Source organism: Pseudomonas syringae pv. tagetis, assembly GCF_022557255.1.
Classification (GTDB): domain Bacteria; phylum Pseudomonadota; class Gammaproteobacteria; order Pseudomonadales; family Pseudomonadaceae; genus Aquipseudomonas; species Aquipseudomonas caricapapayae.
The window spans coordinates 5,420,157-5,437,603 of sequence record NZ_CP092923.1; the positions used below are offsets into that span (position 1 = coordinate 5,420,157).

At 59.1% G+C, this 17,447-nt stretch carries 17 protein-coding genes; 11 read left to right on the plus strand and 6 right to left on the minus strand.

The features are described 5' to 3' along the window. Positions 1 to 94: 94 nt before the first annotated feature. Entirely contained in the window at positions 95 to 1,129 is a 1,035-nt protein-coding gene (locus MME58_RS24285) for a hydrolase (protein WP_054987840.1), read from the plus strand. Positions 1,130 to 1,136: 7 nt separating this feature from the next. Here MME58_RS24285 and MME58_RS24290 read toward each other — a convergent pair whose 3' ends face one another. Both MME58_RS24290 and MME58_RS24295 read right to left on the minus strand, forming a co-directional pair. Next, on the minus strand, positions 1,137 to 1,994 hold the full coding sequence (locus MME58_RS24290) for a sulfurtransferase (RefSeq protein WP_055006016.1): 858 nt from the start codon (positions 1,992 to 1,994) through the stop codon (positions 1,137 to 1,139). A 54-nt stretch (positions 1,995 to 2,048) separates the two neighbouring features. Continuing rightward, the gene (locus MME58_RS24295; RefSeq protein ID WP_054987831.1) at positions 2,049 to 2,711 is read right to left on the minus strand and encodes a TetR/AcrR family transcriptional regulator; all 663 of its coding nucleotides are present in this window, start codon (positions 2,709 to 2,711) and stop codon (positions 2,049 to 2,051) included. On the opposite strand from MME58_RS24295, the gene MME58_RS24300 reads away from it, so the two are divergent. The 3 genes from MME58_RS24300 (at position 2,710) to MME58_RS24310 (ending at position 3,984) form a co-directional block, all read left to right on the plus strand. Further along, positions 2,710 to 3,039: a hypothetical protein gene (locus MME58_RS24300; protein ID WP_054987832.1), complete on the plus strand. Its 330-nt coding sequence runs from the start codon at positions 2,710 to 2,712 to the stop codon at positions 3,037 to 3,039. The genes MME58_RS24295 and MME58_RS24300 overlap by 2 nt on opposite strands. A gap of 115 nt (positions 3,040 to 3,154) precedes the next feature. Continuing rightward, entirely contained in the window at positions 3,155 to 3,634 is a 480-nt protein-coding gene (gene coaD / locus MME58_RS24305; RefSeq protein WP_054987833.1) for a pantetheine-phosphate adenylyltransferase, read from the plus strand. Between the two features lie 98 nt (positions 3,635 to 3,732). Continuing rightward, positions 3,733 to 3,984 carry a YfhL family 4Fe-4S dicluster ferredoxin gene (locus MME58_RS24310; protein ID WP_003316325.1) on the plus strand — a complete coding sequence of 84 codons (252 nt, stop codon included), beginning with the start codon at positions 3,733 to 3,735 and terminating at the stop codon, positions 3,982 to 3,984. A gap of 8 nt (positions 3,985 to 3,992) precedes the next feature. Here the strand turns inward: MME58_RS24310 and MME58_RS24315 are convergent, their stop codons facing one another. From MME58_RS24315 to MME58_RS24325, 3 genes are all read right to left on the minus strand, one after another. Continuing rightward, positions 3,993 to 4,331: a hypothetical protein gene (locus MME58_RS24315; protein WP_055006017.1), complete on the minus strand. Its 339-nt coding sequence runs from the start codon at positions 4,329 to 4,331 to the stop codon at positions 3,993 to 3,995. A gap of 94 nt (positions 4,332 to 4,425) precedes the next feature. Next, positions 4,426 to 5,238, minus strand: a complete 813-nt coding sequence (gene mutM / locus MME58_RS24320; protein ID WP_054987835.1) for a bifunctional DNA-formamidopyrimidine glycosylase/DNA-(apurinic or apyrimidinic site) lyase — start codon at positions 5,236 to 5,238, stop codon at positions 4,426 to 4,428. A 45-nt stretch (positions 5,239 to 5,283) separates the two neighbouring features. After that, a complete protein-coding gene (locus MME58_RS24325; RefSeq protein WP_174518962.1) occupies positions 5,284 to 6,096 on the minus strand; it encodes an HDOD domain-containing protein in 813 nt (270 codons plus the stop codon). Between the two features lie 238 nt (positions 6,097 to 6,334). Between MME58_RS24325 and MME58_RS24330 the strand changes: the two genes are divergently transcribed. Both MME58_RS24330 and MME58_RS24335 read left to right on the plus strand, forming a co-directional pair. Further along, positions 6,335 to 6,874: a type 1 glutamine amidotransferase domain-containing protein gene (locus tag MME58_RS24330; RefSeq protein WP_054987837.1), complete on the plus strand. Its 540-nt coding sequence runs from the start codon at positions 6,335 to 6,337 to the stop codon at positions 6,872 to 6,874. A gap of 81 nt (positions 6,875 to 6,955) precedes the next feature. Next, the gene (locus tag MME58_RS24335; protein ID WP_055006019.1) at positions 6,956 to 8,152 is read left to right on the plus strand and encodes a class I SAM-dependent rRNA methyltransferase; all 1,197 of its coding nucleotides are present in this window, start codon (positions 6,956 to 6,958) and stop codon (positions 8,150 to 8,152) included. 78 nt (positions 8,153 to 8,230) lie between these two features. Here MME58_RS24335 and MME58_RS24340 read toward each other — a convergent pair whose 3' ends face one another. After that, a complete protein-coding gene (locus tag MME58_RS24340; protein WP_054988751.1) occupies positions 8,231 to 8,974 on the minus strand; it encodes a TraX family protein in 744 nt (247 codons plus the stop codon). 99 nt (positions 8,975 to 9,073) lie between these two features. Between MME58_RS24340 and MME58_RS24345 the strand changes: the two genes are divergently transcribed. The 5 genes from MME58_RS24345 to MME58_RS24365 all read left to right on the plus strand — a co-directional run bounded on the left by MME58_RS24345 (position 9,074) and on the right by MME58_RS24365 (position 17,372). Beyond that, positions 9,074 to 10,114: a threonine aldolase family protein gene (locus tag MME58_RS24345; protein WP_241409105.1), complete on the plus strand. Its 1,041-nt coding sequence runs from the start codon at positions 9,074 to 9,076 to the stop codon at positions 10,112 to 10,114. Between the two features lie 123 nt (positions 10,115 to 10,237). Then, positions 10,238 to 11,680: a TldD/PmbA family protein gene (locus tag MME58_RS24350; RefSeq protein ID WP_055006020.1), complete on the plus strand. Its 1,443-nt coding sequence runs from the start codon at positions 10,238 to 10,240 to the stop codon at positions 11,678 to 11,680. Beyond that, positions 11,680 to 13,005, plus strand: coding sequence for a TldD/PmbA family protein (locus MME58_RS24355; protein ID WP_055006021.1), 1,326 nt, complete (start codon positions 11,680 to 11,682; stop codon positions 13,003 to 13,005). Before MME58_RS24350 ends, MME58_RS24355 begins: the two co-directional genes overlap by 1 nt. A gap of 9 nt (positions 13,006 to 13,014) precedes the next feature. Further along, the gene (gene mdtD, locus MME58_RS24360; RefSeq protein WP_055006022.1) at positions 13,015 to 14,427 is read left to right on the plus strand and encodes a multidrug transporter subunit MdtD; all 1,413 of its coding nucleotides are present in this window, start codon (positions 13,015 to 13,017) and stop codon (positions 14,425 to 14,427) included. Between the two features lie 251 nt (positions 14,428 to 14,678). Then, positions 14,679 to 17,372: a bifunctional diguanylate cyclase/phosphodiesterase gene (locus MME58_RS24365; protein ID WP_054988747.1), complete on the plus strand. Its 2,694-nt coding sequence runs from the start codon at positions 14,679 to 14,681 to the stop codon at positions 17,370 to 17,372. Positions 17,373 to 17,447: the final 75 nt, after the last annotated feature.

The following is a 17,447-nucleotide window of genomic DNA, read 5'->3' on the forward strand; positions in this document are numbered from 1 at the left end:
CTACGCGCAATGGATACCGTCAGGCCACTTACATCCCGACCCACTTGGTGGCAACGTACAGCGTCAGCCCCTGAATTGATCGTTGAGCAAGCCCGTGCCCACACAGCCTCCCTTCCTGCCCCATCTCAATCCGTTCGTACCGGCCGTCGGCATGGGCAATCCGCATCTGCAGACGCTGTGGGGCCCGCTGTTGCGCAAACCCACGTTGCTGGCGCGTACTCGCGAGCGGTTGTGGTTGAAGGACGGGGACTTTCTGGACATGGACTGGCACGGTCCGGTTGATGCCGACAAACCTCTTGTGCTGGTGCTTCATGGCCTGACCGGGTCGTCCAATTCGCCTTACGTAGCCGGTCTGCAAAAAGCGATGGCAGCACAAGGCTGGGCCAGCGTAGCGCTGAACTGGCGCGGGTGCTCGGGAGAGCCGAACCTGCTGTCGCGCAGTTATCACTCCGGTGCCAGCGAGGATCTGGCCGAAGTAATCGCTCATTTACGCTCACTGCGTCCGTCGGCGCCCTTGTACGCCGCAGGATATTCGCTGGGCGGCAATGTGTTGCTCAAGTACCTGGGAGAGTACGGCGCAGACAGTAACCTGCTGGGGGCCGTTGCGGTGTCTGTACCGTTTCGTCTGGACGAATGCGCCAATCGTATCGGCCAAGGGTTTTCCAGGGTCTATCAGCGGCACTTCATGCGCGAAATGCTGGCTTATATCCGGGACAAACAGAACCGCTTCCAGCATGAAGGCATCAGCGAGGGGCTTGCCGAACTCGCCGCACTGGGCTCACTGGAGAACATGCGCACGTTCTGGGACTTCGACGGCCGGGTGACTGCGCCGCTGCATGGTTTTACCGATGCCACGGATTACTACCGCAGGGCCTCGAGTCGCTATTACCTTGGCCAGATCAGGACACCGACGCTGATTATCCAGTCCCGCGACGACCCGTTCGTATTCCCTCACAGCCTGCCCGAGCCGAGCGAGCTGTCGTCCTGCACCGAATTCGAACTGCACAGCAAAGGCGGGCATGTCGGTTTTGTCGATGGCTCGCTACGCAATCCGGGTTATTACCTCGAACGTCGCATCCCGCTATGGCTGACCGCCGCACAGGAGCGGGCAAGCGCCTGCGCGGATTGACGACGGATCAACTGGCGCCAGTGGCGATTTCATGCTCAGGATCGTTGATCCACTCACTCCACGAGCCTGCATAGAGCGTTGCCAACGGATAGCCGGCCAGGCAAAGGGCGAACAGGTTATGGCAGGCAGTGACCCCCGAACCGCAATAGGACACCAGACTTTCCGGTGGACGACCCTGTAGCTTTTCGGCGAAACGCTGCCTGAGCTGATCAGGCGGTAAAAAGCGTCCATCCGGCCCCAGATTGTCAGTGCATGCCGCACACTGAGCGCCGGGGATGTGCCCGGCAACCGGGTCCAGAGGCTCTACGTCGCCTCGAAAGCGCGCTTCGGCGCGGGCATCGATCAGGGTCATTTCCGGGCGTCCGAGACGGCCATGCAAGCGACTGCCACTGAGCACCATCGACATGTCCGGTTCTCCGCCGAAACGACCCGGCTCATGAATCGGCGCATCGAGGCTCAACGGCAATCCGGCCGCGTGCCAGGCCTTCAACCCGCCATCGAGCAGATAAACACCTTCGCGCTTGCCCATCCAGGCCAGCAACCACCAAGCACGTGCGGCATACATTCCCGAGCCATCGTCATACAGCACGACATCGCTGTCAGCGTTGATGCCCCACGCCTGAAAGCACTGTAACAATGCCTCGGGCTCCGGTAGCGGGTGGCGTCCCGTTTTGCCCTTGATCACTGGCCCGCTGAGGTCGCGCTTCAGATCGGCAAAGGACGCGCCCTCGATACGCCCCTGGGCGTAACTGCGCTGACCGTAGTCGGAATCTTCAAGCGCATAACGACAATCGAGAATCACCAGGCCTGGGGTTTTCTGGCGTGCAGCCAGTTGCTCGGGGCTGATTAGTTGCGCAATGGACATGACACACTCCTGTGGCAGAAAACCGACGAGCAGGCTACTCATCGGCTCTGAAATTCACATCAGAACCTCGGGCAGCGGCGAATGAAACGTTGCGCACAACGCGTCGAACGCTTCGCGAGCCTGAGGCGCGACAAAGACAGATTCGAGCATAAGAACCTGATAGACGCCACGTCGAATCGCTGATTGGTTCAACTCGGTAGAGTTTTCCCGGTTGGTGCACAGAAAACGCACCCACGACGTCAACACGATCCAGGTGTTGAGACTGGTCCACTCGATCTGCGACTCATCCATTTTCAGGATGCCCGCCTTGATGAACCCGCGATAGATGGTCATCGCCTGCATCAGGCAGCGGTACGAAAAGCGCCGGTAACGTCTTGCCAGTTCGGCATCCGAGGTCAGCAGATGCTCAAGGTCGCGATGCAGGAACCGGTAGCGCCACATCGCATCGATTATCGTCAGGAAATAATCGCGCTTGTCCTCGATGGCCGGCAGGCGATCTGTCGGCAGGGTGAGAAAACTGCCCACCAGTATCTCGTACTCAGTGAACAGCTCGGCAATGATCGCCTGCTTGTTGGCGAAGTGGTAATAGAGATTGCCGGGCGAGATTTCCATGTGCGCAGCAATATGATTGGTGGTCACGCTTCGCTCACCCTGCTGATTGAACAGCTCCAGACTGGTTTGCACGATGCGTTCACGGGTTTTGGTACGGGATGCCATGCTGGGCCAGGCCACTCTAATTGCTGATCAGATGATGGCAATCTTATCCCAGGCAGATGCTGCAATGGTGGCAGAATCGAAGCAGTGGCAGTGTCAAGTCGACGCAGGCAGCGTGCAGCCGCGGGGTGACACCTCACCCAAAAACCGTTTGTCGCAAAGCCCGAATACCCGCCTGCTCGCCGGAATCATGCCTCGGCAAGCCGATTCGAGGCTCGATAGGACCCAGGCTTGTTTTGCCACGCCCGTGCACAGAATCTGCACCCACTACCGAGCCCTGAACATTATTCCCATCACGGTAAATAACCCCGAATTTGCGGGTTTCGGCTGAGACATGGCCGATAATCGGCACAATACGACGCGTGAGACCTACTGCGCAGCTTGGCCCATCGGGAAGGCTGCGATACCATCCGAGTCCCACAACGGACTCCGACCAGGACGACGCGATGAACCGAGTGTTGTACCCAGGCACCTTCGACCCGATTACCAAGGGCCATGGAGATTTGGTCGAGCGCGCCTCGCGCCTGTTCGACCAAGTGGTCATTGCGGTTGCCGCCAGCCCGAAGAAAAATCCGCTGTTCCCTCTGGAGCAACGCGTCGAGCTGGCCCGCGAAGTCACCAAACACCTGCCTAACGTGGAAGTTGTCGGTTTTTCGACGCTGCTCGCGCACTTTGCCAAGGAACAGAACGCCAATGTCTTTCTGCGCGGCTTACGCGCGGTATCGGACTTCGAGTACGAGTTTCAACTGGCCAACATGAATCGCCAATTGGCACCGGACGTTGAAAGCCTGTTCCTGACGCCCTCGGAGCGCTATTCGTTCATTTCCTCGACGTTGGTACGTGAAATCGCGGCGTTGGGCGGCGATATCACCAAATTCGTTCACCCTGCCGTCGCTCAGGCGCTGACCGAGCGCTTCAAGCACTAGACGCACTGCATGTGAAGGTGCATCCCGAAGCCTAATGCGGCACAATTCGCCGCATTGGTTTTAATGTGCCCCGGCGTCGGCCGCGGCAGGAGCAATTCATGTCCCTTATCATCACTGACGATTGCATCAATTGCGACGTCTGCGAACCCGAGTGCCCAAACGAGGCGATTTCACAAGGTGAGGAGATCTACGTGATCAACCCGAACCTGTGCACCGAATGCGTGGGTCACTACGACGAGCCTCAATGCCAGCAGGTCTGCCCGGTCGACTGCATCCCTCTGGATGAAAACCACGTCGAGAGCAAAGAGCAATTGATGGACAAGTACCGGATCATCACCAGCAAAGCCTGATACAGGTTTTACTGCTGCTTGCCGTACCCGTCGCCGGTGCAACCTAGACAACGCACAAAGGCCGCCTTGCCTGGATCGACGACCAGCGCCTTACCCGTTGCACCGAGGTTGCCGCCAGCCGCGGCAAAGGGCGCTGCAATCACAAACAGTCCCGTGCCGATAACCGTGGCCGCGATCAACAGCGGACGAGCGATCAGCAAGTCGCCGATCATCGCGAACGCTGGCGGGTTCTGAATCGTGTAGACCGGATCGCCGCTGCCCGTGGAGACGTCGGCAGCAATCGCAGGCAGCGCTTGCAGGCCAATTAACAGCGTCAGCGTGGCAGCGAGAATACGAAACGGGCTCATGGCTTGGTCCTTCAGGCGTAGCGGATTAAGGTGCCATCACTATAAACAGGGACGCGGGTTAAGCAAATGGCCCAGGCACCGGGTCAGGGGTATTTCAGCGCTGGCATTTTGCACAGTAGACACTGGCGCGCTGACCCAGCTTGACCTCACGCAACGTCGTACCGCACACCTTGCATGGTTGACCGCCACGTCCGTAGACGAATAACTCCTGCTGGAAATACCCCGGTTTGCCGTCGCCGCCGATGAAGTCTCGGAGTGTGGTGCCACCACGCTCTATAGCGTAGGCCAGAATCCGCTTGATCTCGATGGCGAGCTTCAGATAACGCGCACGTGAGATGCTGCCGGCATCACGGCGCGGGTCGATACCCGCCGCGAACAGTGCTTCGGTCGCATAAATATTGCCCACCCCGACCACCACGGCGTTGTCCATGACGAACGGTTTGACCGCAATCGACTTGCCCCGCGAGCGCTCGTAAAGGCGCTGACCGTCGAACAGGTCGGTCAGCGGCTCCGGCCCCAGACGAATCAACAGCTCGTGGTTATGCGGATCGAGACTCCAGAGCATCGCCCCGAAGCGGCGCGGGTCGGTGTAACGCAGGGCGAGTCCGGACTCCAGCTCAATATCGACATGTTCGTGCTTGAGCGCCGGAAGCCCGGCTTCAACGAGGCGAAGATTGCCCGACATGCCCAGATGGCTTATCAAGGTGCCTGCTTCGGCCTGAATCAAAAGGTACTTGGCGCGTCGATCCACCTGCACGATGCGCTGTCCGGACAGACGGATGTCCAGGTCTTCGGGGACGGGCCAGCGCAGACGGCTATCGCGCACGATCACACGACTGACACGCTGACCTTCAAGATGGGGCGCAATGCCACGACGGGTTGTTTCGACTTCGGGTAATTCAGGCATGGGTAACTCGGTCGTGCAGATAGGACAGCCTGGCGGCGCGCAGGATCAGCGCGCACCCAGCTCGCGGATGCTTTCCCTCAGGTATTCAAAGTCATATTCGGACAAACCCACGTAATCCAGCACCAGCGCACCAATGCATTCCCATTCGTGATCTTCGTCCTGGTTGCCTAATACCTGATAAGACTGGCAGATATGCTCAGCCATCTTCAGGGGAGCCAAGAGGTTCTTGAGTGGAGCATTTCGACTGGTATCGTCCTGAAAAATCGCCAAAGCGTTGTGATGATTGGCGATCGCGTCGGTAACGTGCGCAGGCAAGCGCCATGACTTGGCGGTGTAGTAGCCGACGACCGAGTGGTTGGTATCGAACGCGTTGTTTTCGGTATCGACGACGCGGCAATCGGGTCCTGCATTGGCGTAGGCATCTTCCAGCACGGGCATGTAATTCGGGAAACGCTTGAGCATCAACGGAATGCCACAGTCATGGAACAGGCCCAGCGCGTAGGATTCATCCACAGTCTGCGAGCCGATGCGCTTGGCCAGCGTGAGACTGGTCATTGCAACATCCTGCGCCGTATCCCAGAAGCGGTTGAGCGCGACGATGGTTTCATCGGTCATCTCGCCTCTGATCGACTGCGCGTTGATCAGGTTGATGACGGTGCGGCTGCCAAGCAGATTCACGGCCTTTTCGATCGAGGCGATCTTGTTGGACAGGCCATAGTGAGCAGAATTGACAATTTTCAGCAACGCCCCGGACAGCCCTGGATCCTGCGCAATCAGTCGGGCAATTGCTCCCAGGTCCGGATCGGGCATGTATTGCTCCATCTGCAGATCCACCATGATCTGCGGCTGCGGGGGCACGCTGATGCCCTGCAACGCTTGCTGGATCTGTTCTGGACTTAGCTCTTCAGACATAGAATTTTACTCACGGTAATGTCTGGATTCTGACCCCTTGCGGGGAAACGGTCCATCACCCGAGACGAAGATATTCTCGGAACTTTGCCAAACGCCAGGCTTCGGACCTTGTGTTGACGGCGTGAATGGCGACCGCAAAACGGCCCGCCAGACGCCACACCATAGCCAGACACTGGAGGATCCCATGTCCAAAGCACTGACAGGCAAACACATCGCAATTCTTGTAACCGACGGTTTCGAACAGGTCGAACTGACCGGCCCGAAGGAAGCGCTGGAACAAGCAGGTGCCACCGTGGAAATTCTTTCCACCGACGAGGGCAAGGTCAAAGGCTGGAATCACGACAAACCTGCCGACGACTTCAAGATCGACCGCACGTTCAAGGCTGCCAACGCCAACGACTACCACGGCGTGGTCCTGCCGGGCGGCGTACAGAATTCCGATACGATCCGCATAGACACCGATGCACAGAAGCTCGTCAAGGACATCGAGGCCTCCGGCAAGCCGGTGGCCGTCATTTGCCACGGTGGCTGGCTGCTGATATCGGCGGGGCTGGTGAAAGGTAAAACGCTGACCAGCTTCAAGACGCTGAAAGATGACTTGGTCAACGCAGGCGCGAAGTGGGTTGACCAGGAGGTGGTAACCGACGGTACGCTGATCAGCAGCCGCCAGCCGGATGATATCCCTGCTTTCAACAGCAAACTGATCGAAGCGCTGTCAGCGTAATCGGCTGCGATTATTGCAGTCATCCCGGCGCATGACCGGGATGACGCGCTATAATCCCGCTCTTTTTTCAGGAGCGACGTCATGTCCCTGCCTAGCTTGCGCCTCAAAGCCAACGCCGACCGCCGCCTGCGCGCCGGTCATCTGTGGGTCTACAGCAACGAGATCGACGTAGCCGCCACCCCGCTGCATGGCTTTGCAGCCGGTGATCAGGCAATCCTCGAAGCTGCGGGCGGCAAGCCGCTGGGCATCGTCGCGATGAGCCCGAACAACCTGATCTGCGCACGCTTGCTGTCGCGCGACATTAAGCTGCCACTCGACAAATCCCTGCTCGTGCATCGCCTCAACGTCGCACTGTCGCTGCGCGAGCGCCTGTTCGACAAGCCTTTCTACCGTCTGGTCTACGGCGATTCAGACCTGATGCCGGGTCTGGTGGTGGACCGGTTTGGTGACATTCTGGTGGTTCAACTGGCCTCGGCCACGATGGAAAACCACAAGGACGATATCATTGCGGCGCTGGTACAGGTCATCAAGCCAAGCGGCATCCTGTTCAAGAACGATTCGGCCGCTCGTGATGCGGAAGGCCTGAATCGTTACGTCGAGACCGTGTTCGGTCTGGTTCCTGAATGGGTTGCGCTGGAAGAGAACGGCGTCAGGTTCGAAGCGCCGGTCATGGCCGGACAGAAGACCGGCTGGTTCTACGACCATCGCATGAACCGCGCGCGCATAGCGCCTTACGTTAAAGGCAAGCGTGTGCTGGACCTGTACAGCTACATCGGTGGCTGGGGGATTCAGGCAGCAGCCTTTGGTGCCAGCGACGTGACCTGCGTCGATGCCTCGTCTTTTGCACTGGATGGCGTGGAGCGCAATGCGGCGCTGAACGGCTTTGCAGAAAAAATGACCTGCATCGAAGGCGACGTCTTCGAAGCGCTCAAGGAGCTAAAAGCCGCTGAAGAGCGTTTTGATGTCATCGTCGCCGACCCGCCTGCGTTCATCAAACGCAAGAAAGACATGAAGAACGGTGAAGGCGCCTACCGCCGCCTGAACGAGCAAGCCATGCGCCTGCTCAGCAAGGACGGCATTCTGGTCAGCGCATCGTGCTCGATGCACCTGCCGGAAGACGACCTGCAAAACATCCTCCTGACCAGCGCCCGCCATCTGGACCGCAACATCCAGCTGCTGGAACGCGGGGGCCAAGGCCCGGACCACCCGGTACACCCGGCCATTGCCGAGACGCGGTATATCAAGAGCATCACCTGCAGGTTGCTGCCTAACAGCTGATGCCTGAAGGGGCGCTCTGCGTTGCAAGAGCACGCAGAGCGTCCAGAACGGCGTGCGACGCGGAGCGTCGCACGATAGTTATGGTTCCAGCACCGCCCGCACCCCCAGCAAGACCAGAAAATGCAGCGGGTAGATCGCATAGGCCCAGCGTCGCATCGGGATCACTGCAAACTCTGGTTTGCTACGCAGTAGCGCCATGCCCAGCGCAGGAGCCAACAGGCAGGCGACTATCGAACCGATGGAAACCGGATCGCCCCAGCTCGCGCCGGCAATCATCTGTGGCCAGGCATTGCCTGCCAGACAAAAAGCCGCCGGAAACACCGAATACCAAAGCCGTTTTTCCAATACCAGTACAAAGACCAGTGGCAGCAGCACGCCGGCAAAACCAAACATCAATTGCTGCTGAAAAACCGCGCCCAGCAGCAGCGCGACGATGGCCATGGTCCGGGTTGTGACATTACGGTGCCGCCAGCCTTGAGCAATCAGCAGCCCCAGCAGCAGGGTCGGCATCACGTTCAGGACGGTCGTGTCCGCCATGAACAAGCGATACGGGATCTCCGATAACGCAGCAAATACCAGCAGCCAGCCCAGGTAGCGCCATTGCACACGCGGGGCCACAATGGCGGCGCTGCGCCGTGAAAGGTTTACGGCAATCGCCAGACAGAACCAGGGAAAGGCGAAACGCCCCGGCACGTAAAGAAAATCAACTGACCACCCCACGTAGCGGAGATGATCGAGCACCATGCTCAGCATCGCCAGCCACTTGAGCAGGTCCAGCGCCTTGTTGCGTCCGGGCAGAAAAGGCGGGTTGGAAAGATCCATATTGCTCCTGAATGCGGAATTGGGTCGTGCAGCCAACACATGACCGCACCTTATATTGTCGCTACAGTGCGCACCATAATCGCCCATAAGGAATCGGCCATGACAGACCAAAGCCAACAGTTCGCCAGCGACAACTATTCCGGTATCTGCCCTGAAGCGTGGGCGGCCATGGAGCAGGCGAACAAAGGGCATCAACGTGCCTATGGAGACGATCAATGGACTGCACGCGCTTCAGATGATTTCCGTCGTCTGTTCGAAACCGACTGCGAAGTGTTTTTTGCCTTCAACGGCACGGCGGCCAACTCGCTGGCGCTGTCATCGCTGTGCCAGAGTTACCACAGTGTCATCTGCTCGGAAACGGCTCACGTCGAAACCGATGAGTGCGGAGCGCCAGAGTTTTTCTCCAATGGCTCCAAGCTGCTGACGGCTCGCAGCGCGGGCGGCAAGCTGACCCCGGAATCGATTCGCGAAGTAGCGCTCAAGCGTCAGGACATTCACTACCCCAAGCCGCGCGTCGTAACCCTGACTCAAGCGACCGAGGTCGGCGGCGTGTATCAACCCGCAGAGCTCAAGGCGATCAGCGCGACCTGCAAGGAACTGGGCCTGCATCTGCACATGGACGGTGCGCGGTTCTCCAACGCCTGTGCCTTTCTGGAGGCGTCTCCGGCTGAACTGACCTGGAAGTCCGGCGTTGATGTGTTGTGCTTCGGCGGAACCAAAAACGGCATGGCCGTAGGCGAAGCCATCCTGTTCTTCAACCATGACCTGGCCGAAGACTTCGATTATCGCTGCAAGCAGGCCGGGCAACTGGCGTCGAAAATGCGCTTTCTGTCTGCGCCGTGGGTCGGTCTGCTGGAAAACGACGCCTGGCTCAAACACGCACGCCATGCCAACCGTTGTGCACAGCTCCTGGCCGAACTGGTCAGGGATATTCCGGGCGTGGAGCTGATGTTTCCGGTGCAGGCCAATGGCGTCTTCCTGCAATTGTCGGAACCGGCCATTGCCGCATTGACCGCCAGAGGCTGGCGTTTCTACACCTTCATCGGCAACGGCGGCGCACGCTTCATGTGCTCATGGGACACAGAGGAGGAGCGCGTGCGCGAACTGGCCGCCGATATCAAGCTGGTAATGCAGGGCTGAAGCGTCTAAATCAAGCTTGCAGGTGCAGCCGGGCAATCTACGGGGTAATCTCTTTCTCAAAGGCAAACGGCTCACAAGGCCGTCCGGACTTTACCGACCGCCCTCAAGAAGGAACTTGTCTGCATGTTCGACTTCTCCGCCCGGCTCAAACAGCACTTCGCTGCTCTGCAGAGTGAAGCGCAATTCTTTTCCGTACGTTATGTGCACCGCTCAGGCCAACGCCTCTGCGTGCGCAAGAATGTGGCCGAGCCGCCATCGCTGAGCCGCGACGAGGGCGCGATGCTGACCGTGCGCCTGAACGGCGTTGAAGCCTACGCCGCCACCAATGACATTTCCCGACAGGGTTTGCAGGCAGCCTTGCATCAGGCCGAAGCGCTGGCTCGTCGTCTGGCACCGCATGCGCTGCTGAACCTGAGCGATCAAGCCGTTTCGACCGCCAAAGCGGACTATCTGTCACCGCACATGGATCAAGCCTTCCCGCCGCTGAGCGACTGCATCGGCCTGCTGATGGCGGAGTCCAGCGCTGTCCCGCAAGACCAGCGGCTGGTCAACTGGCAGGCCGTACTGGGACTGGAAACGGTCGAACAGATTTACCTGAATAGCGCGGGCGCGGAGCTTCGTCAGGCGCAGCGCTTCGTGTTTCCCGGCATGAGCGTGACGGCCTACGACGGTCGCGACAGCCAGACGCGCAACCTGGGCGGCGACAATTTCGGCCAGCAGGGCGGCTTCGAGGTGCTGAGCAGTTGCGGCCTTATCGGGTCTGCGGCCAGAGTGGCCGATGAGGCCTTGCAGCTTATCCTCGCACCCAACACGCCATCAGGCCCGCGCGATCTGTTGCTGATGCCGGATCAGATGGTTCTGCAGATTCACGAGTCCATCGGTCACCCGCTGGAACTGGACCGGATTCTCGGCGACGAACGCAATTACGCTGGCACCAGCTTCGTCAAGACCACTGATTTCGGCACCCTGCAATACGGCTCAAGTCTGCTGAACGTAACGTTCGACCCGGACATTCCCGAACAACTGGCCAGTTACGCGCACGACGATGACGGGACGGCTGCCAGCAAACAGTTCCTGATTCGTGACGGCCTGCTGCAACGCCCGCTGGGCGGCGCGCTGTCGCAATACCGCAGCGGCCTGGACGGGGTTGCCAACAGCCGCGCCTGCGGCTGGAACCGCGCGCCCATCGACCGCATGGCCAACCTGAACATCGAACCGGGCAACCAGACGCTGGACAGCCTGATCGGCAACATAGAACACGGCATTCTGATGTCGAGCAATCGCTCCTGGTCCATTGATGACGCGCGCAACAAGTTCCAGTTCGGCTGCGAATGGGGCCAACTGATTGAAAACGGTGAACTCAAGGGCGTGGTGAAGAATCCCAACTATCGAGCGATCTCTGCACAGTTCTGGAAGAACCTCAGCGCAGTCGGTGATGCCAGTACCTTCAAGGTGCTGGGCACGCCCAACTGTGGCAAGGGCGAACCCAATCAGGTCATTCGTGTCGGTCATGCCTCTCCGGCGTGTGTTTTTGCCAATGTCGATGTGTTTGGAGGGGATGCCTGATGTCGCACCAACAGCAATTCGAGGCGCTGGTCGCCGTGCTCAAGGCTGGCATCAGCCCTACAGAACACTTCACCTTGGCCTACGACGCCGAAGCATCCGACTTTATTCGATTCAATCACGGCCAGGTTCGACAGGCCGGGAGCGTGCAGCAAGTCATTGCGACCTTCAAACTGATCGATGACGGGCGGCATGCCAACCTGGAACTGACCCTGTCAGGAGATGAGGAGACCGACACCCGCCGCCTCGCCGAAGCCTTGCAGCAATTGCGCGAAACGTTGCCTTCGCTGGCGAAAGACCCTTATCTGTTGCCCAACACTCAAGCGTGGCAAAGCAGCAACGTGCAAGACCTGCCCCCGCCTGACAGTGCGCTGGTCGTCGAGCAGATCAGCGGATTGTCAGAAGGTCTGGACCTGGTGGGCTTTTACGCGGCAGGCCCGCTGTATCGTGGCTTCGCCAGCTCGTGGGGCGCGCTGGGCTGGCACCAGGCCAATAGCTTCAATTTCGAATGGAGCCTGTTCCATGAAAACGGCCAGGCCGTAAAAGCCAGCTACGCAGGTCACGACTGGAACAATGCAGCCTTTGTGCAGCGTTTTCAGCAGGCCCATGAGCAACTGGAATTTCTCGGCCGTCCACTGCACACCCTTCAGCCCGGTCAATACCGCGCCTATCTGGCTCCGGCAGCACTGGACGAAGTCATCGGCATGCTCACCTGGGGCGGGTTTTCCGCGCAGGCACTGGCCAGCAAACGCAGCCCGCTGCAGCGACTGTATGACGGCGAGACTCGTTTCAGCCCATTGGTCAACTTCGACGAGCAGGTCAGCGGTTCGCTCTCGCCAGCCTTCTCACGCGAAGGCTACCCGCGCAAGGACCTGACCCTGATCGTCAACGGTCAGGCCGGCGAGCGCCTGGTGGACTCGAGCAGCGCCGCCGAATACAACCTGCCCGCCAACGGCGCGGATTACGGTGAAGGGCCCAGCGCGTTGAGCATTGCCGGCGGTGCGCTGGAGCTGGATCAGATCCTTGAAAGACTCGGCACAGGCCTTTACATCAGCAACCTGTGGTACTTGAACTTCTCGGACCGCGCCGCCGCACGCCTGACCGGGATGACACGTTTCGCAACGTTCTGGGTCGAAGACGGCAAGATCGTCGCGCCGGTCAGCACCATTCGTTTCGATGACAGCGCCTACAGTCTGCTGGGTAGCGCACTGGAGGGCCTGACACGCGAGCGGGAGCTGATTCTCCAGTCGAGCACCTACACTCAGCGCCAGACGGGGTCGATCCAGCTGCCTGGTGCGCTGATCAGCCAACTCACCCTTACCCTGTAGCAGGAGCCTATGTCGAACTCAGCAGCGCCGCTCATGGATGAAAAGACCCTGCGCTGGATGCCGTGGGTCATCGCCATTGCGTTCTTCATGCAAAGCCTGGACGGTACGATTCTCAATATCGCTCTGCCGTCCATGGCCAGCTCCCTGGCACAAGACCCGCTGCGCATGCAGTCGGTGGTCATTGCCTACATGCTGACCATCGCGCTGCTGATCCCGGCGTCGGGCTGGATTGCCGACCGGTTCGGGATCAAGCGGATCTTTTTCAGCGCCATCCTGCTGTTCAGCTTCGGATCATTGCTGTGCGCACTGTCCTGGTCGCTCAACGTATTGGTGGCGGCACGGGTGATCCAGGGGCTGGGCGGCGCGCTGATGCTGCCCATCGGGCGCCTGATCGTCTTGCGTGCATATCCACGGTCGGAGCTGGTTCGGATCATGGGTTTTATCACCGTGCCCGGTCTTTTGGGGCCTTTGCTGGGCCCGACGCTCGGCGGCTGGATGGTCGAGTACCTGAGCTGGCATTGGATTTTCCTGCTCAATATTCCGGTCGGAATACTCGGTTGTTATGCCGTCAAACACTTCATCCCCGACCTTCCCGGAGGCGGCCGAACGCGGTTTGACGGCGTCGGGTTCATCCTGTTTGGCGCAGCGATGGTGCTGATCACCATTGCTCTGGAAGGGCTGGGCGAGCTGCACCTGCCGCACATGCGCGTGGTGCTGTTGTTGTTTGCCGGGACGGGCTGTCTGGCGGCTTACTGGCTGCGCGCCGGGCAGATCGAATCGCCGTTGTTTGCCCCTTCGCTGTTTCGCACCCGAACATTTGCCGTAGGCATTCTGGGCAATCTGTTCGCCCGCCTGGGCAGCGGTGCCCTGCCGTTCCTGATCCCGTTGCTGTTGCAGGTTGCGCTGGGGTATTCGCCCTCTGAGGCGGGTATGAGCATGTTGCCGCTGGCAGCTGCGGGAATGTTCGCCAAGACCGTCGCGCGTTGGCTGATCGAGCATCTGGGCTATCGCGTCATTCTGACCGGTAACACACTGCTGCTGGGTATCCTGCTGGCAAGTCTTGCGCTGGTGGATGTGCAGACGCCCTACTGGGTATTGCTGGTGCACCTGGGACTGCTGGGTGCCGTCAACTCCTTGCAGTTCACAGCGATGAACACCGTCACCCTGATCGATCTGGACGATGCCAGCGCGGCGAGCGGCAACAGCCTGCTCTCGGTGGTGGCTCAACTGTCGCTGAGCCTTGGGGTTGCAAGCGCTGCGGCATTGCTGGGCGGGTTCAGCGAAGAAGTTGCCACTGGCGAAGTCAGCAATGTTCTGGAAGCATTTCAGCTGACCTTCCTGAGTGTAGGAGTGCTGGCCATGTTTGCGGCCGGGATTTTCCTGCAATTACCGGCAAAGGACGCCGAATCAGCCAGAACCTGATTGACAACCCTGCCCGACGGGCGCAAATCTGCAGGGCGAATACCCTCTTTAAAATAGGGGCTTTGCCCGAAAAACAGGCCGTTTCAAGTATCCGACCAGATACATTGAAGAACCTGGGCAATCGGCCGACACTTTTATAGCACTAAGCCACTGTGGTCTCTTGTAAGCACGGGCCGCATGATGCAACCTTGCCATACGCGAAAGTGGGCTTTACGCCTGTCGCGACTAGTATTCCGGAAGCGAGTTTGTTCATGAAAAGCCAAACCGATGCTGCCGGTAGATCCGCAGCCGAGGTAGTGACGCAATTGCCAGTGCCTTCGCGCCTGGGAATGCTGCGTTTCGAGCGGCTGAATGAAGCCAATTGGGCGCTATTGTTTCTTGATCCGAATTGCGAAAAGCAGTTCGGCTTGCCCGCCGTCGACCTTTGCGCCTTGATTGGATCCCCTTATGCCAGCCTCATGGAGCCGGAAGCACGTTATCAACTACACGATGACATCCAGCTGCAACTGGCCTCGTCTCCGAATTACCTGATTCGCTACACTCTGCACAGCCCCAAGGGCGCGCTTGGCTTGCTGGAGATCGGCGAAGCCTACAAGCAGCACAACCGTCATCTGTTACGTGGTTATTTTCTGATCGTCGATGACCTTGTCACAGAAGGCGAGCCGGCCACTGATTCCGATCTAGAAACGCGTAACCTGCGCCTGCAGATTGCCCTGGAGCTCAACCAGCGTGCCCAGCGTGATCAGTTTGCGCATCTGGAGCGCGTGCGTGCCCAGCAGGACCTGATCCTGCGCCTGACCCGCCATCGTTACACCACGGCCAACACCTTGCTCGAAGCAGCAAAACTGATCACCAAAAGTGCCTGTGACATCTACGATGTCGACCATGTCAGTATCTGGAACCTTATCGACAAGCGTCTGGAGCCGATCACTGACTACCGTCGGGAAAGCGGCGACTATCAGTCGCGTACGCCGATTGATATCAGCCCTTATCCCACCTATCTGCAAGCGCTCAATACCAGCAGGGCGATCGACGCCAGTAATATCCAGACCGACCCGCGCACCCGCGAAATGGCCGAAATCCTCACGCCTGGAGAACACAAGGCTGTCCTCGATGCCAGTATCCGCATTGACGGACAGGTCATTGGCGTGCTCTGCCTGGAGCAATCCGCTTCTTCACGTGAATGGCAGTCCGATGAAATCGCGTTCGCCGGCGAGCTGGCCGACCAGTTCGCCCAGGTCATCAACAACCACAACCGTCGGGCGGCGACCAATGCACTGCACCTCTTTCAGCGTGCAGTCGAACAAAGCGCCAACGCCTTTCTGCTGGTCAACTGCAACGGCGTAGTCGAGTACGTCAATCCCAGCTTTACAGCGATCACCCAGTACAGTTCCGATGAGGTCTCCGGGCACAAGCTTTCGGAATTGCCTGCGCTGGAAAATCTCAATCAGTTGCTGCTGGAAGCGAACTCTAGCCTGACCAATAGCAATAGCTGGCAGGGCGAGTTCAAGAGTCGACGCAAGAACCTCGAACCCTACTGGGGCCAGCTGTCGATTTCCAAGGTGTATGGCGATAATCGCGAGCTGACCCACTACATCGGCATTTATGAAGACATCACGCAGAGCAAGCTGGCCCAGCAGCGTATCGAGCGCCTGGCTTACACTGACAACCTGACCAATCTGGGCAACCGCCCGGCGTTCATTCGCAACCTGGACGAACGTTTTGCCCGCGACACCGACACACCGATGAGTCTGTTGCTGGTCGACATCGACAACTTCAAGCGCATCAATGACAGCCTCGGCCACCAGACCGGCGACAAACTGCTGATCAGTCTGGCACGACGCCTGCGCAACACGCTGAGCCCGTCCGACGTACTGGCACGCTTTGCGAGTAACGAATTCGCCGTTCTGCTCGACAACACCGATCAGGAGGCTGGACAGGCCACCGCCAGCCAGGTCCTGGCCACCCTGGACAAACCGATGTTCGTCGACAATCAGTTGATCAGCGTCACCGGCTCGGTGGGCCTTGCCTGCGCGCCGCTGCATGGCCGTGACCCGCAGACCCTGATGAAAAACGCCGGCCTGGCCCTGCACAAGGCCAAAGCCAACGGCAAACATCAGGTTCAGGTATTTACCGAAGCCTTGAATGCCGAGGCCAGCTATAAGCTGTTTGTGGAAAACAACCTGCGCCGCGCCCTGACCCAGAACGAGCTGGAGGTGTTCTATCAGCCCAAGCTGTGCCTGCTGACCGGCCGTCTGCTGGGCATGGAAGCGCTGCTGCGCTGGAATCATCCTGAAAAAGGCATGATCCGCCCCGACCAGTTCATCAGCGTGGCAGAAGAGACCGGCCTGATTATCCCCATCGGCAAATGGGTTGCTCGTCAGTCCTGCCGCATGAGCAAGGACCTGACCGCCGCCGGCTTCGGCAACCTGCAGGTGGCGATCAATGTGTCACCCAAGCAGTTTTCCGACCCCGAGCTGGTGTCGTCGATTGCTTCCATCCTCAGAGAAGAAGAGCTGGACCCTTCGCTGCTGGAACTGGAACTGACCGAAGGTCTGCTGCTCGAAGCCACCGAAGACACCCGCCAGCAGCTGGATTCGCTGAAGAAACTCGGTCTGTCGCTGGCCATGGATGACTTCGGCACTGGCTACTCGTCGTTCAGCTACCTGAAAAAATTCCCTATCGACGTGATCAAGATCGATCGCAGCTTCATTCGCGATATTCCGGATGATGAAGACGACATGGAAATCACCTCGGCCGTCATCGCGATGGCTCACAACCTCAAGCTCAAAGTGGTCGCCGAAGGCATTGAAACCGCCGCCCAGCTGGCATTTCTGCGCCGCCATCGTTGCGATGTAGGTCAGGGCTATCTGTTCGACAGACCTATCCCCGGCGAAGAGCTGATCGAGAAACTGAATCGCTACCCACGTCGCCCGTCCGCCTGACCACCTTCCCTGCACCCTGCTCTCTCGGGCACACTGTCGGTCTGTTATTACACGGCAGCCCTTGTTTCTGCGTGT

What these genes read in the sequence shown, in the direction of transcription:
- MME58_RS24290 (WP_055006016.1), bottom strand. Translation starts at nt 1,994, where the DNA reads ATGTCCATTGCGCAACTAATCAGCCCCGAGCAACTGGCTGCACGCCAG.
- MME58_RS24300 (WP_054987832.1), top strand. Translation starts at nt 2,710, where the DNA reads ATGCTGGGCCAGGCCACTCTAATTGCTGATCAGATGATGGCAATCTTA.
- MME58_RS24295 (WP_054987831.1), bottom strand. Translation starts at nt 2,711, where the DNA reads ATGGCATCCCGTACCAAAACCCGTGAACGCATCGTGCAAACCAGTCTG.
- coaD (WP_054987833.1), top strand. Translation starts at nt 3,155, where the DNA reads ATGAACCGAGTGTTGTACCCAGGCACCTTCGACCCGATTACCAAGGGC.
- MME58_RS24310 (WP_003316325.1), top strand. Translation starts at nt 3,733, where the DNA reads ATGTCCCTTATCATCACTGACGATTGCATCAATTGCGACGTCTGCGAA.
- MME58_RS24315 (WP_055006017.1), bottom strand. Translation starts at nt 4,331, where the DNA reads ATGAGCCCGTTTCGTATTCTCGCTGCCACGCTGACGCTGTTAATTGGC.
- mutM (WP_054987835.1), bottom strand. Translation starts at nt 5,238, where the DNA reads ATGCCTGAATTACCCGAAGTCGAAACAACCCGTCGTGGCATTGCGCCC.
- MME58_RS24330 (WP_054987837.1), top strand. Translation starts at nt 6,335, where the DNA reads ATGTCCAAAGCACTGACAGGCAAACACATCGCAATTCTTGTAACCGAC.
- MME58_RS24335 (WP_055006019.1), top strand. Translation starts at nt 6,956, where the DNA reads ATGTCCCTGCCTAGCTTGCGCCTCAAAGCCAACGCCGACCGCCGCCTG.
- MME58_RS24340 (WP_054988751.1), bottom strand. Translation starts at nt 8,974, where the DNA reads ATGGATCTTTCCAACCCGCCTTTTCTGCCCGGACGCAACAAGGCGCTG.
- MME58_RS24345 (WP_241409105.1), top strand. Translation starts at nt 9,074, where the DNA reads ATGACAGACCAAAGCCAACAGTTCGCCAGCGACAACTATTCCGGTATC.
- MME58_RS24350 (WP_055006020.1), top strand. Translation starts at nt 10,238, where the DNA reads ATGTTCGACTTCTCCGCCCGGCTCAAACAGCACTTCGCTGCTCTGCAG.
- MME58_RS24355 (WP_055006021.1), top strand. Translation starts at nt 11,680, where the DNA reads ATGTCGCACCAACAGCAATTCGAGGCGCTGGTCGCCGTGCTCAAGGCT.
- mdtD (WP_055006022.1), top strand. Translation starts at nt 13,015, where the DNA reads ATGTCGAACTCAGCAGCGCCGCTCATGGATGAAAAGACCCTGCGCTGG.
- MME58_RS24365 (WP_054988747.1), top strand. Translation starts at nt 14,679, where the DNA reads ATGAAAAGCCAAACCGATGCTGCCGGTAGATCCGCAGCCGAGGTAGTG.